This is a genomic window from Rhizobium sp. S152 (assembly GCF_030380735.1).
Classification (GTDB): domain Bacteria; phylum Pseudomonadota; class Alphaproteobacteria; order Rhizobiales; family Rhizobiaceae; genus Rhizobium.
In genome coordinates, this window is sequence record NZ_JAUDRZ010000025.1 from 24600 (window position 1) to 40204 (window position 15605).

Here is a 15605-nt window from a genome sequence, read left to right on the forward strand (position 1 = left end):
GAGGCCTGGACAAGTAGCTCCGTGTATCTTGGACGCGGAGCTACCCGTCAGTTATCCGATTGACGAAGTGTCATGAACCCGTAGCTTCTTGGCTGCGGGTTCTCCTGCCGTAACGTACGCAGCATCTCTTCGTATTCACGCTCAACTTCCGACGTGACAGATGGTCTGACTTCGTGAAGCGCCGTCGCGAAATGCTCTGCAGAAACCTCCGTGACGTCCATGGACTCACGCAGGGCTATCAATCCGGCCCTACGCGTCAGATCCTCAAGATCCGCGCCGGTAAACCGAGACGTTCTTTCCGCCAAATCGTCTAGGTCGACATCAGCCGCAAGCGGCATCTTCTTCGTGTGAATGCCAAGGATCTTCCGCCGCGCCTTGGCGTCGGGGACCGGGACATATACCAGTTCGTCAAACCGACCGGGTCTCAGAAGCGCGGGGTCGAGAAGGTTTGGTCTGTTGGTGGCCGCCATGACAACGACACCCTGCATGTCTTCCAACCCGTCCATCTCAGCAAGAAGAGTGTTAACGACCCGCTCTGTTACTGCGGGCTCGCCGAGCCCACCCCCTCGCGCCGGAGCGAGAGAATCGATTTCGTCGATGAAGATAACCGTTGGTGCAACCTGCCTGGCCCGCTCAAAAAGCCGCGAAACTTGCTGCTCCGATTCGCCGTACCATTTGGAAAGTAGGTCGGACGATTTCGTCGCAACAAAATTGGCTTCAGCTTCACGAGCCACTGCTTTGGCAAGTAGCGTTTTGCCTGTACCGGGAGGTCCGAACAGCAAGAAGCCCTTGGCCGGGCGAATACCCAAGCGTTTGAAGGATTGAGGAGACCGAAGGGGAAGTTCAACGCCTTCCTTCAGCTTGGTCTGGGCTTCGTCTAGTCCCCCGACATCCTCCCAGCGAACATTCGGGGCTTGGATCATAATCTCCCGAAGCGCCGATGGCTGAATTCGCTTCATCGCTGAAAGAAAATCGTCCTGCCCCACAGAGAGCTTCTCGAGCACCTCTGTCGGAATTCCTTCTCGTAGGTTGATGTCTGGTAGGATGCGACGCAGAGAGTCCATTGCCGCTTCCCGAACAAGTGCACCCAGGTCTGCCCCTACGAATCCATAAGTGGTCCGGGCGATCTCATCGAGATCCGTCCCCTCCGCCAATGGCATTCCTCTTGTATGGATCGCTAGCACCTCACGGCGTCCGGTCTGGTCTGGTACGCCAATGACGATCTCCCTGTCGAAACGTCCGGGGCGTCGTAATGCTTCATCGATGGCATCGCGCCTATTCGTTGCCCCTATTACGACAATGTTTTGGCGCGGTTCCAAGCCGTCCATCAACGTAAGAAGTTGCGCAACAATTCTGCGCTCGACCTCACCGGTCACCTGCTCGCGCTTCGGTGCGATTGAATCGATTTCATCAATGAAAATGATCGACGGTGCGTTCTGGGAGGCTTCTTGGAAAACTTGGCGAAGGCGCTCCTCTGATTCACCGTAACGGCTGCCCATGATCTCAGGACCTGCGATGTGGAAGAAGTTTGCCTCCGTCTCATTCGCAACAGCGCGTGCGAGAAGCGTTTTTCCTGTGCCCGGTGGCCCGTAGAGAAGAACACCCTTCGGAGGGTCGATGCCAAGTCGCTGGAAAAGCTCTGGATGACGTAATGGTAGCTCGACCATTTCCCGGACTTGGGCAACGGACGATCCTAAGCCGCCTATGTCGTCATATGTGACATCCGCGCGTCGAGCTTCCTTCGGCTCTTCGAATTGAGGGCGAAGCTCCACAACAGTTTCCGCCGTCATTTGAACTATGCCGCGCGGCTGAGTAGATACCACAACAAGCCGGATCTCTTGCAGGCCATACGTCGGGAGGTCTAGCAATCCCCTCAGAATCTCACTTGTCCCACGCTCGTTCTCGCCAATCCTTTGTTGAACGGACGTAGAAACCACATCGCCAGCGACCATTGGACGCCGGAGGAAGGTGCGTTGCAACGCCTCCCCCGACCCCTGCAAGCGTAGATTTTTCTGTGCCGGAGCGAGAATTACTTTCGTAGCTGGCCTAGCATCTGCCTTGCGAACTTCAATGTGGTCGCCACTGGTTGCCCCCGCGTTCACGCGCTGGAGGCCGTCGAGGCGGACGATGTTCAGACCATCGTCTTCTGGATATGGCCGCATTGCAATCGCCGCTGTGTGCCGTTTTCCCACCAGCTCGACAAGGTCGCCTTCCTTTACGCCAATCTTCGCCATTGCAGTAGCGGTAAGTCGAGCGACGCTCGCGCCTGCATCCTGCGGACGAGTGTTGGCGACTTGAAGCTGAATTGCACTGTCATCCGACATGGGCACCCCCAAAAAGGCAGTTTCAGTAAATCAGTAAGTCAAAATCATTTGGAGCTTCATCCGGCGCACGACTTCGCACGAGGATCGTCCAAGAAGTGGATGATTGAAAACTTACGGGCGCCAACGCCCTAAGTACGCAATGCCACGTCTTGGCTTACACTGAAGCGGCGCCACGCGCTCGGCGTCGTCCCAGTAGCTCGCCGAAAGATGCGTGACAGGTGCGCTTGGTCCGAGAGACCGCAGTCCAAGGCGATCTCACTCAGAGAATCTCTGCTATTGGCCATGCGGCGTTTTGCGTGTTCAACGCGACGGCTGACGATATAGTTGTGAGGGGACATGTCGAAGCTCACTTTGAAAGCGGCTGAAAAGTAGCTCGTACTCAGCCGGATTAGCTGTGCGAGTTCGTCGAGTGAGATGGCTAGCGAGAGGTTCTCTTCGATATACTTTTTGACCCTGTTCACTTGCCAGGGTGCGAGCCCGCCCGTTGAGGAACGTCTGCGAGTTTCAGGTTCCGAAGAAGCCGAAGGACGCAAAAGGATTGACGCCTTCTTCATCAGATCGATAGCGATCAATTCATCGCTTTCGACAAGTGAGATAGCGTGCATCACCAGCCGGGAGATTTCTGTCGACGCTTCGATAGTCAGTTCTCTGAAATCTACTAGTGTGTCGTGATGGGAAAGGGCAGCGGCGCTTGCGGGCATCATCGATCTCCTAACAACCCATAATCCAATGTTTATGCGGTCATATTGGCGAGATCGTCTCGGGCCTGGAATCGTACAACCATTGCATTTTTCAACACATCAGTCGTAGCCAATCATACCTTCGTATGATTGCTGTTATTTGCCTGTCACTCAGTCTGGATTCGGCCAGACGCACTGGCTGGATTGCACCAACTAAAGGCCACGCTTGTGCGACGCCAGTGTTACCCTTGACACTGGATTAGTTGGCATCCAGTCGTGCGAGCCGCAGCCACTGCCCGAGCATCTGAGCGGACTTTGAATGTAACGCTTGTTTTTGGACAATACCTCACTCGGCAATCGTCGCTCGCTTCCAACCGCCGGTGAAACACGCTAAAGTGGCACCTTGGGTGTTGGGTGTGACCAAATGGCTATTTAACTAGCTTGTAGGTCTTCGAGTTTGCGTTACTAGGTATTCAAATACTTTACTCGCAGTGCGCCAGCTTGGGGCCATTGTATTTCAGGAGAGTGAACATGCATGATGGAACACAATCTCCCGGCCCATTCTCCCTGGCTCCATTCGGAATTGTAGGACTTGACCTGACAAAAACCCGGGCGCTTGTGATCGACAGACAGATCACAGTTGACGGCGATCGCTCTTTCGATCAGGCCTCCGTTTGCGCTCTTACCAACAGTGCTACAATTGTTAACATCAACGGCGCGGCACGCTCCATCCTGACGCTCCCCGGTAGAGACGCGCCTGAGCGGGTTTCGCATATAATCCCGGAAAAGCTTCAAAGACCGTTTGCAAGGGGCCTCGTTTCCCTGCTTAACGGCAACAATTTCGTGATTGAAGGCATCCTCAAAGCTGCGGATGGCACGGACTTTCCGGCACAGGTAGTTGGGTGGGTCGACCGCGGGGCTGGAGCTTCAAACAACGTCATCGTCGGCATTGCGAAACTTGAGCAGCCGCGCGGAACTAGCGAAGCAACGGCCGAGATCCTTAGCGATCTAGCCCACGCTTCCAGGATCTCGATGCTTGGGGAAATGACCGCTTCAATTTCCCACGAGGTGAATCAGCCGCTCGGGTCAATCGTGACAAGCGCTGAAGCAGGACTACGATGGCTCGACCACGAGAACCCGGACCTTGATGAGGTGAGAGCGCTGCTCGAAAGGATTGCCAACAGCGGCCGTAGAGCAGGAAATATTGTGTCAGCTCTTAAGGGCCTCGCACGTAATACCAAGCCGGAGCGAGATGAGGTAGAGATATCGTCACTCATTGAAGAGGCTGTCCTAATTTTGCGCTCTGATTTGAACCGTCGACAGATTGGCTTACGCCTCGAAATAAATTCTGGTCTACCTTCGGTGTGGATTGATCGGACCCAAATCCTGCAGGTACTCGTAAATCTTGTCACGAATGCCGCCCAGGCAATGGCGGACGGCCAAGCTTGGAATCGAACACTCGCTGTGAGGGCAAGGGAGTCAGGTGAACGCGTAACTATTGAAGTCGAGGATAGCGGCCCTGGCGTGGATCCAAAGGTCCGCGAGCGGCTGTTCGAGAGCTTTTATACCACGAAAGCGTCAGGGATTGGCATGGGACTAGCGATATGCCGTTCGATCATGGAAGCACATGGGAGCATGATCGAACTACAGTCCTCGAAGTACCTGGGTGCTCGCTTCAGCTTCGGGCTGCCGACAAAGGCAGAAAATGATAATGGACTGTCAGCGGGAGAAACCGCGATCGTTTAGTTTTCAAATTCTTTCGCGGCGGCGGTCGCCAGCCTTGTCAAGATTGCTGCTCAGATCGTCAAATGAGAACGGCTTGGCCACGACAGAAATAGCTCCGCTCGCATACGCCTTCTGCTCGAGCCCCGGCTCCATTCTTCCGGTCATCAATATTACAGGAAGATCTCGTTGAATGTCACTTAGCGCACTCGTCAGCGCTATTCCATCCATAGACGGCATATGGATGTCACTGATAATACAAAAAAAGTCTGTAAGGCTCTCGCGGCTAAGCAGCTGTTCTGCAGAATGAAAGCACTCAGCTTTATAACCGAGTGAGCGGAGCAGGCTGCTAATCGCTACGGGAATATCGGCGTCGTCGTCAACAATGCCAATGAGAGAATTAGAAGGCACCAGCGTCTCCAAAAATGCACCGATCACTGATGCCTTGGAGCAGAAACTAGAGCCTCAGCCAAAAACGTCAATCATCCCTACGTATGCTCGGATTAGAGCCGATTAACCAGCCATGGCCAATCACTAGATTTCAGGATGTATTTTGGCGGCGAACCATGCCGCCGCCAAAAATTAGCGCTCTTGATGTTTGCGAGAGCGTGCAAACGTCGCTCTCTGCCTTACGAGATCCAGCAAAATCGTAACCAACGCGAGGACGGCTATCGTGGCCACCCCGATGTCGACAGCCGTTGTGAGGCTGTAAAATGTGGCAACCTTTCCCAAGGACAGGGCAACCACGGCTTGGGCCAAGTAGGCAACGAGAAACAAAGCCGAAAGTGTTGCTGCTCGATGCGTGACCGGCAAATGTGCGTTGATCAGCGAAAGCCCACCGAGTAGTAGCCAACTATAAGCAGCACCGGCGCCGATCTGGGCGACCATGTAAAGGTTGAGTGAATGCTCGACGGCCGCAAAAGCAAGCAGAGCTGAGGAGGCAATCGCTGTGACACCTCCCGCCAAGATCACCTTACTGGGAGCCATTTTGCGAGCCGGGACCGTCGCCAGTGTCGACGCCAAGGCAAATAGAGCGATCGTTCCTCCGTTTACCAAAGCATTGGAGGATGCAACGACATCCCGAGCGACTTGCGCTCCAAGCGACAAGGTCATGGCGCCAAGTACATAGGAACCCGTGACCGATGCTGTTGATGCGACAAATACAGCGAACACTCCGTTCGGAATCGAAGGCACCCTTGGTCTCCAGCGACCCGCGGCTCTTGACGCCGTGTGGTTGGGCATGAACCATGTCACCACGATGAGTGCCACGAGAACAGCGGTCAGTATCGCGAAGTTGAGCCTGAGCGGCAGTGGTGCATACTGAATTAGAGCGCCACCTATGAGGGCCGCTGCCATCATGCCGAGTCCTTGAGCCGCGGCCGTAGCACTGCCAGCTTGTCCTGCCCGGTGAGCAGGGCTGAACTCGACGACTGCGGCAGCGGATGGCCCGGCCGAAAGACCAACACCTACACCCATGAAGGCCCGTCCGAAGAATATCCAGTCAACATCGGGCGCTAGAGCGAAAACCAAAGAGCCCAAAGCAGAGAATATTAGTCCGATAAGCATAGTCTCTCTCCGGCCTATGTGGTCTGAGAGGTTCCCGAACAGCACAAGTACCAGCACGACAAAAACTGGATAAACAGCGAAAATCGCCGTCGTCGTGAATGTGGTTAAATGCCATTGCTGAGCGTAAAGCGGATAGCTTAGAGCCGGGGCCGCGCTGGTCCAGATGGTGTGTGCAACAATGGCGGACGCGGTGAGAAAGCTTGCTTTCCGTCCGAGTACGTGGCGCGTCATGACTTGTCTCCGACGGCGTTGATAAACTCGTACGCGTCACCATCCTTCTTGATCCGGCCGACCCCCGGATACGTCCAGTGGAAACCGAGAAGCTTTGCGTTTTCCGATGCTGCTTGATCAAGCAACGCCCGACGGGTCGCCTTGGCTTTGGCAGGGTCCATGTCAAACCCAAAGCTCCAGTCCGGATGCTCAAATGACACGATCTCACTTGAGACGGCATCGACGGTAATGATGAGCGGAACGTCACTATCCAAGATCACTGAAAGATGACCAGGTGTGTGACCAGGGGTGGCTAGCACTCGCATCCCAGGGACAATCTCGTCGCCGTCCTGAACCAGGTTCACTCGGCCGTCCAGCGCGGCCAAATCCCTTCGAGCACCTTCGACAAAGGGCTGGGCCTCAGAGGGCAGTCCGGAGGCACCCTCGCCCATCCAGAAGTCCCATTCGGCCTTGCCTACGAAATATCGGGCCTTCGGAAAACGTAGACTCCCGTCATCTCGTAGCAGACCCCAAATATGATCGGGATGAGCGTGGGAGATCAACACAATGGTCACATCTTCAGCGCGGACACCGACCCGTTCCAGGTTCTCTTCGAGCATTCCTTCGGTCGGTTGAAACCGGCTGCCTGCGCCAACGTCTACCAAAATCACCTGTTCGTCATAGACGATGAGCGGGATATTCGACTGCGCATGAGCAGTATTGTCTTGGCCTTTTAGCCGCTTAACGATGTGGGCTCGCTGCTGGTCATTGGCTTCCGGTGCAAATAGTTCTCCGGCGAGTGCAATTGGGCCATCCGAAAGGACAGTCACATCGAACTCGCCATGACGGAAACTGTGAAACTCAGATGTAGTCATTTTCCAACTCCGTAAATTTGATGGATGACATGTCGGCTCATTGGAGATGTTTGGAAACTGACAGAACTGAAGAGTGGCCGTTCATTTTTGAACGACGCGGCTCAATCCAGTTTCATGAGCACTTGCAGGATGATAGCGATGCTGGTGAGCCGACGCGGGCGGGAGATCTACAATATCTCTTAGTACGACGCGCGGAAATCATGCGCGGGTGGGTCGGAGGCACCTAAGAGATGGCCTTGGCGGAGGACACTCCAACTCCCTCCGCCATGCCATACGCTCAGTTTTTCGCTGGCGAGCCATCATAATTTGCCGGGATCCAGTAATAGTGCCCCCCGTTGGCGCTGACATGTCCTGCGCCGGGAAATGAGATGTGCGCTGCCCCTATCCAATAGCCTTTGCGAGCTGCATCTGAGAAAATCGTTTCTCGTTCACTCTCCGCCATCTGAGCATCACTGTCGTAGGCCAAAGTGATTGATGGATTTGGAAATTGAACCGCTGCGACATGAACAACGTCACCCCACATAAGCATCTTCTCCCCTTCACTCTCGACCATGAAGAAGCTGTGACCAGGCGTGTGCCCTGGGCTGGCAATCGGAGTTATCCCCGGCGAGAGTTCTTCGCCGTACTTGAAGGGTTTGAATTTTCCGGCGGCGATGTACGGTTTGAGAGAAGCCTTGTCACCCTCGAACATAGAATTCAGCAACTTAGGCGCTGATTGCTCGTTTTTGTCACTCAGCCAATAGTCGGCGTCAACCTGACTCACCCTGACGATAGCGTTCGCGAACGCCACCTTGCCATTTGGCGCAATACCGCCGACGTGATCGGCATGCAGATGCGTCAAATAGATTTCATCAACCTGCTCAGGCGTATAACCCGCACTTTTGAGGTTGTCGATGAGATGACCGCAGCAGTCCCCGTAGAGTGATCCAGCACCGCTATCAATAAGAATTAGCTTGGAGCCAGTGTTGACCAAAAAAGCGTTGATCGACCCTTCGACCGGCACCGCTAGCTTGCTTTCCGCCAAGAGCGCGTCAGCTTCGCCAGGGGCAACTTGATCCAACGGCACAGCACCTTTTTCCCCAACGACTTGAGTTAGCACTTTATGTACCGGGAATGGATGCGTGCCGTCCGAAAGTACCGTAACTTCAAACTTCCCAACCATCATACGGTAGAAGCCCGGCGCCTGCGTGCCTACAATCGGTGCCGCCGCCAATGCTGGGGTGGTCGTCGAAATGGCCAACGCCCCAATGGTCAAAATTGAAACCACGACGGTTGCCATTGAACTGAAAAGAAATGTGAAGGCGGATTTCGAAGGCATTTGTGTTTCTCCTTATTCGGTGGAGAAATCTTAAACGCCCCTCTTCGGGAACTCTTGCACAGCAGTATGATGTTTGTCCGGGAATACGGTTAAACGACGCGCCATTATGGTTTGTCGCCAACGGAACTCGCAGTGTCGACCGACGCCTCGACAGACATACCTGGCCGAAGATCGTGGATACCATCCGCACCACCAACGACCTTTATCTTCACAGAAATCCTCTGGGGGATTTTGACGAAGTTGCCGATCGCGCTATCCGTTCGCAGCACCGAGAATTCGGACCCTGCAGCTGGGGAGATTCGCTCGACGACGCCGTCGAACCGCTGGGGCCCAATCGCATCAACATAAAACCAAGCGCGTTGCCCAACCTTTATGTTCCGCGTTTGCGCCTCTTTGAAGTTGGCGATGACCCACCGATCAGCGGGAACCAAGAACATCAACTGCGTTCCACTGGTCACATATTGTCCCTTCCTGGCACCTACATCGCTCAGCTCTCCATCCTCCGGTGAAACCACGGTAGTGTAACCAAGATCAATTTTTGCCAGCTCGAGTTGGGCGGCCGCACTTCCAACCTGCGATCGGAGAGCGTTGTCGTTGACTTGCGCCGATCGTATCCTCTGGTGCGAGCTGTCCAGCAGCGCATGCGCCTCCTGAAGAGCCGCAAGCATGGAAAGTTGGGTCGCCCGAGTTGCGTCAAGCTCACTGGTGGACACGGTGCCCCGCTGAACGAGTTGAGTAACGCGCTTCAAATCGTCTTGCGCTTTCGCGCTTTGTGCCTCCGCGCTTGCGACCCGAGCCTGCGCGGTAGCTACGTCGAAATTCCGCTCGGCAATGGTCTGCCGGTTGTTTTCCAGATTAGCATTCGCCAAATCTAGGTTTGCTTGCGCTTCGGCAACTTTCTGGCGGTACACCCTGTCGTCCACTCGCACCAGCTCTTTGCCAGCCTCCACGTCCTGGTAATCTTGGGCCGCAATCGCCTGAATGTAGCCACTGACTTGAGAGCTGATCACCGTAGTCCGCCCACGAACATACGCATTTTCAGTCGTAACGATCGCAGTCGCGAAGGGTGGAAGCTGCCAGACTTTGAGAATGATCAATGTTCCAGCGGTCGCCAATCCGATTGCGAGACCGATCGACAGGAAACTGCTTCGCGGTGGATGCCAAGTGTTTGCTGAAGCGATCGAGACTTCGGTGGGGCGTGCTTCTGTCAAGTTTTGTGCCTTTTTGCGAGAAAGCTGAAAATCTTCCCGTACAGCATCGCGCTCGCGACAATAACGGCGACTGAAAACGCGATGACGGATATGGCGAAGAATACGTCGTTGTAAGCCGCAACTCTGGCGTAGAGCAAACTCTGCTGGGCAAACGTTAACGTACCTTCGCCAGTGCGAAGGATCGGATCTGAGACCACCGCTTTGAATAGGTCCGAGTTCTGTGAAAGCAGTGAGATTACGGTTTCCTTAGATTTCACAGCCTGCCCAGCAAATTCCAAAAGATGAAGCTGCTGTGCGTAATAGAGATAGGTCTGCACGAACGCGGTTCCCGCGAGCGAACCTACGGCCTGCGTGATTCCGAATAATGCAACGAAGCTCGTCATTTTGCCTCCGCCCTCAGTAATTACTCGAGACAACCCGAATATGAATGATGGGCCGATGAACATCGTCGTTGCGAAGGCGATTATCGCTTGAGTCAGGAGGAATTGCGGAACTCGACTTTCGATGCCCGTGAATGAGTCAAGGAATGATGCGGAGGCGACGAGAAGTAGGGATACCAAGACCATCAAGGGCAGCCGCTTGGGGCGAATGACAATTGCTGCGGACAAAAGACCAATAGTCGCGGCGATGAATACAACGAGTGAGAAATCAAAGAAATCGTCGTTGGTCATCCCTAAATCGCGCAACAGGCCGATCACCGCCAATGACTGTTCGGCGATGGCTATTCGCCAGATCACGGCAACTATCGACCAACGGATGAACGTTAAAGATGATAGCCAGCGAACGTCGATCAAGGGACGGCTGCGCGAATACTCAATCAAGAAAACTAGCATGAGGCACGATATAGCAGTTGCAAGACTGAACCCTATCCAAGCCTCGTTCGTCCACCAAAGATAGCCGCCCAGGCCCAAGGACGAACCAAGCAGCGCAACCCCGGCCGCGTGCAATACAAATGTGATAGCATCGAGCGGCTCGAAGGTGTTGTGTCTCTCATTGGGTGGCAGCCTGACCACCAGAACGACCGCGAGCGTCACGGCTGATAAGCCAAGTTCGAACGACGTCAGACCGCGCCAGTTATCAACGGCAAGCTGGTCTTTCGGAAATAGTCGTGCAAGCGGCAACGCTAGTTGAGGGATCCCAATCCCCAACGCCACGGCGCTCAGCCTTCGACTGACTGGAAATGCCTGGATCATATAGAAGACGCCCAGGGACAGGAGCGCGGTGCCACAAAATCCGCTGGCCGCCCGGATAACTATAGCACTTTCGAGAGTTCTTACAGAAAGGTGGGCCGCGATCAGTACGACTTGAATGGTGAGGAACACCATACAGAACGATCGGATGCCGAACAGTTGGCGATATTTTACTAAGAGAGCCCCCGATATCGCTGTCGTCATCAGGTAAGCCGCGGGCAGCCAAGCTACCTCGCTACCATTCAGTTGCAAGGCACCTTGAAGATACGGAAGATTGGCGATCACGAGCCCATTTCCCAGCGCTCCTGTCAAACCGACGAGGACAGACGTCGCGCCATATACGCACCGTACCCTCATGGAATGAATTGGAGTGGGCGGAGCCCCAGGTATAACTCCACGTTCTGCAGCGGAGAATTCAAAGACCTCATCTTCGTAAAAATGTAGGCGCCCGCGCCCTCCGCGCATCAGCTTGCCAAATAGCCTAATTGGGTGAGCATCCATGTGTATGCGCCTTGAGCTGCAAAGCAGGCGAAAGACATGCGCGGGACTGCTACCCGCGCACTTCCTCTCCAACACCAGGTTTCAGGTATCGATCTTACTTGCCTTCGGCGAGACATCCGCTCGATTGGCACCACCGGGTAAATGCCCAAACATGTGCGGCTTGATTTGGTAAAGCCATGACACGGCAGCTGGCTCTTTGCTCCACAATGTCTTGGCGAAGGGAATGAGCTGCTCGCCGACAAGAATTCCAAGGAGGCCGACGAGTGCGATTACCGGCGGCGCTGGAGAGCGAACGTTTAGCAGGCTGTAGACGATACCGACCAGCAGGCCTGCACCAAGGGATAGGAGATAGATTTTCACGGGTGTACCCTCTGTCAGAGACACTGTGTCGCCCTGTACCCACGGCGCAGAGCGACACAGCCGATTATCCTCAATGGCCTTCGGAAGCGTTGAACATCGTCTTCGCGTAGATGATGCCCAGACCGTAGGAGCCGCCGAACTTCTTTGCGATGCCAGTCGTCATGTCGTAAGTCTCGGTACGTGCCCAATCGCGCTGAAGCTCAAGCATGTACTGCAGCGAGGTCATCGGCTGAGCGCCAATCTGAACCATGCGATCCATCGCACGGTTGTGAGCCTCTTCACTCACATCGCCGCATGCGTCCGCAAGGACGAAGACCTCAAAGCCCTGCTCGATTGCCGACAGGGCCGGGCCGACGATGCAAACGCCAGTCCAGAGGCCCGTCAGGACGATACGCTTCTTACCGATGCGATTGATTTCCTCGATGACTGCCGCGTCCTCCCAGGTATTCATTGACGTGCGGTCGAACAACTTCTGTCCCGGAAAGGCGTCGGTGATCTCGTTGAACATGGGGCCAGAGAAGCTTTTCTCGGCCACCGTGGTGAGAATCGTGGATACCCCAAAGCCCTTCGCGGCATTCGCTACGAGGGCAGCGTTGTTTCGCAGGTTGACTGCATCGATGCTCTTTGTCGCAAAAGACATCTGCGACTGAAAGTCGATCATGAGAAGGGTGTGATCCTTCGGGGTCAGAAGCTTGGAACCCGGCGTCGGAGTAGCATTTGCGGTCATGAGTTTTATCCCTCTAGTTGATGCACGATTGCATGAGAGGAAACATGCCCAAAAACGCACCGGTATTCTTGTCGCATACGAAGGTCGTTTGGACTTTTCTATCGCTTGCTGTCCTCCCTCCAAGCCAGAACGGTGCGCTCCGCTTGTTTGCATCAAGCGTCAAACGGAAAGCTATTGGTAGTAGTGAGCGCGACTTTAGTATTGGATGGGGACGACTTTTTGAACGTTTGTGCTGAGATTTGACGATTGCTCCCACTAAAAACTCAGCCTACTAGCGATTCATGGCGGCAGCTGGTAAACCTCAGTAAATCCTTCGAAAACCACGCTTCGGAGCCGCCAAATGCCCATGCTGACTGTCCGCGACAACACGCGTCTTTATTACAAAGATTGGGGAAGCGGTCCCCCAGTGCTGTTCAGCCATGGTTGGCCACTGAATTCGGACATGTGGGAAAACCAGATGATGCACCTGGCATCTGAGGGCTACCGTGTTATCGCCCATGATCGGAGAGGATTTGGTCGTTCCGACCAACCTTGGCATGGATATGATCACGACACCTTTTCCGAGGATCTCTCCGAGATTATCAATGCGTTGGATTTGAGGGACGTCACGCTCGTTGGCTATGCAATGGGTGGCGGAGAAATCACCAGATATATCGGAAGGCACGGCACAGACCGCATTTCGCGCATTGTGCTTATCGGAGCGACGACCCCAAAGCTTGCCTGGAGTGAGGACTATCCAAACGGAGTTCCAGAAGCTGTATTCGAGGGCGTTAGAGCCGGGCTAAAATCAGATCGCGCGGAGTTTATACGTGGTTTCTCACGGCTGTTCTTCGGCGCTGATCGAGACGGCGCAACAGTGTCCGAGGGCAGTATGATGCAGCTGCATCAAATAGCGATGCAGTCTTCACTGAAAGCCGCCCACGATTCCATCACCGCATGTGCGATGACTGATTATCGAGGGGATATAGAAAAATTTGATATTCCCGTGCTCATCATTCACGGGGAAGATGACGCGTTCGTGCCATACGGAGCTACCGCACAACAGGCGATACAATTGATGCCGAATGCGGAGTTGAAGGTATACGAAGGCGCACCACACGGGTTGCTGTTCACACACAAAGATCGCCTGAACAACGACCTTCTGAGCTTTATTCGCCAATGAACTCGGCCGCACCAGAGGGTCCAATCGTATTCATCGTTGAGGATGACGATGAGCTACGATTGTCCTTGGATAGCCTATTTCGGTCTGTAGGCCTGAAGACGAGTATGTTTCCAAACGCGCGAGAGTTCCTCGATGCCAGGAGGCCAGACGCCAACGGCTGCCTAGTTGTTGATGTACGGCTCCCTGGGCTCAGCGGTTTGGATTTCCATGACCAGCTCACTAAAGCAGGGTCTGCGATCCCGGTAATATTCATGACCGGTCACGGCGACATACCGATGACGGTTAGGGCGATGAAGGCCGGTGCCGTGGACTTCTTGCCCAAGCCTTTTCGTGATCAAGACATGCTCGATGCTGTTGCCTCGGCGCTTGAGATCGACCGACATCGTAGAGAGGGAGAGGTCGAGCTTGTCGCCTTGCGAAAGCGCTATGCCGAACTGACATCCAGGGAACGCCAGGTAATGGCTCTCGTTACGACAGGCCTGATGAACAAGCAGGTCGCAGGCAAGCTTTCCCTAAGCGAAGTTACCGTGAAGATTCACCGGGGTTCGGCAATGCGGAAGATGGACGCGAAGACGCTCGCGGATCTTATCAAGATGGCAGAGATGCTTGAACTCCATCAGTCTTTCGAAGACTCCTACTAGGGGCTCACCGATTTGCTGATTGCTTGCAAGAGATCGTCCAGGCTGAAGGGCTTGGTAACGAACGCTGTAGCGCCAGCGTACAGAGCCCTTTCTCGAAGGCCTTGTTCAAACCGACCAGTCATCAAAATGACTGGAAGCCCGGGCCGGACACCTTTTAGCAGCGGCACCAGCTCCAGACCCGACATATTTGGCATGTGAATGTCGCTGATTACGCACTTTAGTCTTTCTAAATCTGAGGACGTAAGAAGACTTTCTGCTGACGGGAAGCATGCCGTTTTATAGCCTAGCGAGCGAATGAGGCTCGCCAGCGCCGAAGGAATATCCGGATCGTCGTCAACGATCCCTATGAGCGGTGTCTCCGGCATCTCCATTCCCCAGTTTGCACCTTGCCGATGCGGTAGCTCCATCGATGGATATAGACGGAGCAGATGCTAACCATCTACGGACGCGCTGGGGCGATCTGCTGGACCAACAAACTCCCGGCGCCACGTTCCATCCTGATCCTGATAGAGGATTTCGGCAGGTTGCCCAATGATATGCTGTCGCCTCGCCGCCTGTTGAGCGGCGGCTTGGGCTGCGGCGTGTGTTGGATATGCCTCAGACCAGACGTCGCCAAGGCGATACGCCCACCCACCATCGTGAGATCCAACATGATAGGTAACATGGGTCGGCGCCGTTTCGCTCATAAGAGCAGCTCCCCTAAGGATATATCCAAGTGCGTTACACCGACCCGCTATGGTCGCTGCGGCATTTAACGGCCCGATTAAGGAATAATTGGGAGACAAATATTGAACCAATCAACTATATGTGGACGATTGGACTGCCACTTTCACAACGAGAACAATGGCGGCACCCGAATGTATGGATGAACTATCCCTACGTATGATTCCCACTTTGATCGAGGTCGAATAGTTTTCACTCGTTGCCTCATATCGAGGTGGTAGCAATCCTCCCAAGCTACCGATGGGCTTCGGCTCCCCCTCCCCCGAAGCCGCGGATTTGTATCCGCTTGGCCGCTCAGCTCCGCCTCTGAGCGGCCATTTTTATCGCACTGGCCCACAGCGATGAAAACTTCGTGCGCGGTTTCATCAAATTCAGAGCATCCGTCCAAGCCACTA

15 protein-coding genes are annotated in these 15605 nt (G+C 54.5%); 3 read left to right on the plus strand and 12 right to left on the minus strand.

Annotated features, from left to right (window positions below; translation table 11 throughout):
* Nucleotides 1-47: 47 nt before the first annotated feature.
* Nucleotides 48-2324: a CDC48 family AAA ATPase gene (locus QTL95_RS16660; RefSeq protein WP_289721047.1), complete on the minus strand. Its 2277-nt coding sequence runs from the start codon at nucleotides 2322-2324 to the stop codon at nucleotides 48-50.
* A gap of 128 nt (nucleotides 2325-2452) precedes the next feature.
* A complete protein-coding gene (locus tag QTL95_RS16665; protein WP_289721048.1) occupies nucleotides 2453-3025 on the minus strand; it encodes a helix-turn-helix domain-containing protein in 573 nt (190 codons plus the stop codon).
* Nucleotides 3026-3535: 510 nt separating this feature from the next.
* Here QTL95_RS16665 and QTL95_RS16670 point away from each other — a divergent pair.
* Nucleotides 3536-4750: a sensor histidine kinase gene (locus QTL95_RS16670; protein ID WP_289721049.1), complete on the plus strand. Its 1215-nt coding sequence runs from the start codon at nucleotides 3536-3538 to the stop codon at nucleotides 4748-4750.
* 3 nt (nucleotides 4751-4753) lie between these two features.
* On the opposite strand, the gene QTL95_RS16675 is transcribed toward QTL95_RS16670, so the two are convergent.
* From QTL95_RS16675 to QTL95_RS16710, 8 genes are all read right to left on the minus strand, one after another.
* Entirely contained in the window at nucleotides 4754-5164 is a 411-nt protein-coding gene (locus QTL95_RS16675) for a response regulator (protein ID WP_289721050.1), read from the minus strand.
* Between the two features lie 144 nt (nucleotides 5165-5308).
* On the minus strand, nucleotides 5309-6523 hold the full coding sequence (locus QTL95_RS16680; RefSeq protein ID WP_289721051.1) for an MFS transporter: 1215 nt from the start codon (nucleotides 6521-6523) through the stop codon (nucleotides 5309-5311).
* A complete protein-coding gene (locus tag QTL95_RS16685; RefSeq protein ID WP_289721052.1) occupies nucleotides 6520-7377 on the minus strand; it encodes an MBL fold metallo-hydrolase in 858 nt (285 codons plus the stop codon). The genes QTL95_RS16680 and QTL95_RS16685 overlap by 4 nt, the downstream gene beginning before the upstream one ends.
* Before the next feature lie 277 nt (nucleotides 7378-7654).
* Nucleotides 7655-8695: an MBL fold metallo-hydrolase gene (locus tag QTL95_RS16690; RefSeq protein ID WP_289721053.1), complete on the minus strand. Its 1041-nt coding sequence runs from the start codon at nucleotides 8693-8695 to the stop codon at nucleotides 7655-7657.
* A 104-nt stretch (nucleotides 8696-8799) separates the two neighbouring features.
* Nucleotides 8800-9906 carry an HlyD family secretion protein gene (locus QTL95_RS16695; protein ID WP_289721054.1) on the minus strand — a complete coding sequence of 369 codons (1107 nt, stop codon included), beginning with the start codon at nucleotides 9904-9906 and terminating at the stop codon, nucleotides 8800-8802.
* The gene (locus tag QTL95_RS16700) at nucleotides 9903-11381 is read right to left on the minus strand and encodes a hypothetical protein (protein WP_289721055.1); all 1479 of its coding nucleotides are present in this window, start codon (nucleotides 11379-11381) and stop codon (nucleotides 9903-9905) included. Before QTL95_RS16700 ends, QTL95_RS16695 begins: the two co-directional genes overlap by 4 nt.
* Nucleotides 11382-11678: 297 nt before the next feature.
* Nucleotides 11679-11957 (minus strand): XapX domain-containing protein, encoded by a 279-nt coding sequence (locus QTL95_RS16705; protein ID WP_289721056.1) that lies wholly within the window; start codon nucleotides 11955-11957, stop codon nucleotides 11679-11681.
* A gap of 70 nt (nucleotides 11958-12027) precedes the next feature.
* On the minus strand, nucleotides 12028-12684 hold the full coding sequence (locus QTL95_RS16710; protein WP_289721057.1) for a hydrolase: 657 nt from the start codon (nucleotides 12682-12684) through the stop codon (nucleotides 12028-12030).
* A 340-nt stretch (nucleotides 12685-13024) separates the two neighbouring features.
* Between QTL95_RS16710 and QTL95_RS16715 the strand changes: the two genes are divergently transcribed.
* Both QTL95_RS16715 and QTL95_RS16720 read left to right on the plus strand, forming a co-directional pair.
* Entirely contained in the window at nucleotides 13025-13846 is an 822-nt protein-coding gene (locus QTL95_RS16715) for an alpha/beta fold hydrolase (protein ID WP_289721058.1), read from the plus strand.
* Nucleotides 13843-14487, plus strand: coding sequence for a response regulator transcription factor (locus tag QTL95_RS16720; protein ID WP_289721059.1), 645 nt, complete (start codon nucleotides 13843-13845; stop codon nucleotides 14485-14487). The genes QTL95_RS16715 and QTL95_RS16720 overlap by 4 nt, the downstream gene beginning before the upstream one ends.
* Here the strand turns inward: QTL95_RS16720 and QTL95_RS16725 are convergent.
* Together QTL95_RS16725 and QTL95_RS16730 are read right to left on the minus strand one after the other, a co-directional pair.
* A complete protein-coding gene (locus tag QTL95_RS16725) occupies nucleotides 14484-14852 on the minus strand; it encodes a response regulator transcription factor (protein ID WP_289721060.1) in 369 nt (122 codons plus the stop codon). The genes QTL95_RS16720 and QTL95_RS16725 overlap by 4 nt on opposite strands.
* A gap of 66 nt (nucleotides 14853-14918) precedes the next feature.
* Entirely contained in the window at nucleotides 14919-15173 is a 255-nt protein-coding gene (locus QTL95_RS16730) for a DUF2188 domain-containing protein (RefSeq protein WP_113176839.1), read from the minus strand.
* Between the last annotated feature and the right edge of the window lie 432 nt (nucleotides 15174-15605).

Excerpts from the sequence above, each read along its gene's own strand:
- QTL95_RS16660 (WP_289721047.1), bottom strand. The coding sequence starts at position 2,324 with ATGTCGGATGACAGTGCAATTCAGCTTCAAGTCGCCAACACTCGTCCG.
- QTL95_RS16665 (WP_289721048.1), bottom strand. The coding sequence starts at position 3,025 with ATGCCCGCAAGCGCCGCTGCCCTTTCCCATCACGACACACTAGTAGAT.
- QTL95_RS16670 (WP_289721049.1), top strand. The coding sequence starts at position 3,536 with ATGCATGATGGAACACAATCTCCCGGCCCATTCTCCCTGGCTCCATTC.
- QTL95_RS16680 (WP_289721051.1), bottom strand. The coding sequence starts at position 6,523 with ATGACGCGCCACGTACTCGGACGGAAAGCAAGCTTTCTCACCGCGTCC.
- QTL95_RS16685 (WP_289721052.1), bottom strand. The coding sequence starts at position 7,377 with ATGACTACATCTGAGTTTCACAGTTTCCGTCATGGCGAGTTCGATGTG.
- QTL95_RS16690 (WP_289721053.1), bottom strand. The coding sequence starts at position 8,695 with ATGCCTTCGAAATCCGCCTTCACATTTCTTTTCAGTTCAATGGCAACC.
- QTL95_RS16710 (WP_289721057.1), bottom strand. The coding sequence starts at position 12,684 with ATGACCGCAAATGCTACTCCGACGCCGGGTTCCAAGCTTCTGACCCCG.
- QTL95_RS16715 (WP_289721058.1), top strand. The coding sequence starts at position 13,025 with ATGCCCATGCTGACTGTCCGCGACAACACGCGTCTTTATTACAAAGAT.
- QTL95_RS16720 (WP_289721059.1), top strand. The coding sequence starts at position 13,843 with ATGAACTCGGCCGCACCAGAGGGTCCAATCGTATTCATCGTTGAGGAT.
- QTL95_RS16725 (WP_289721060.1), bottom strand. The coding sequence starts at position 14,852 with ATGCCGGAGACACCGCTCATAGGGATCGTTGACGACGATCCGGATATT.
- QTL95_RS16730 (WP_113176839.1), bottom strand. The coding sequence starts at position 15,173 with ATGAGCGAAACGGCGCCGACCCATGTTACCTATCATGTTGGATCTCAC.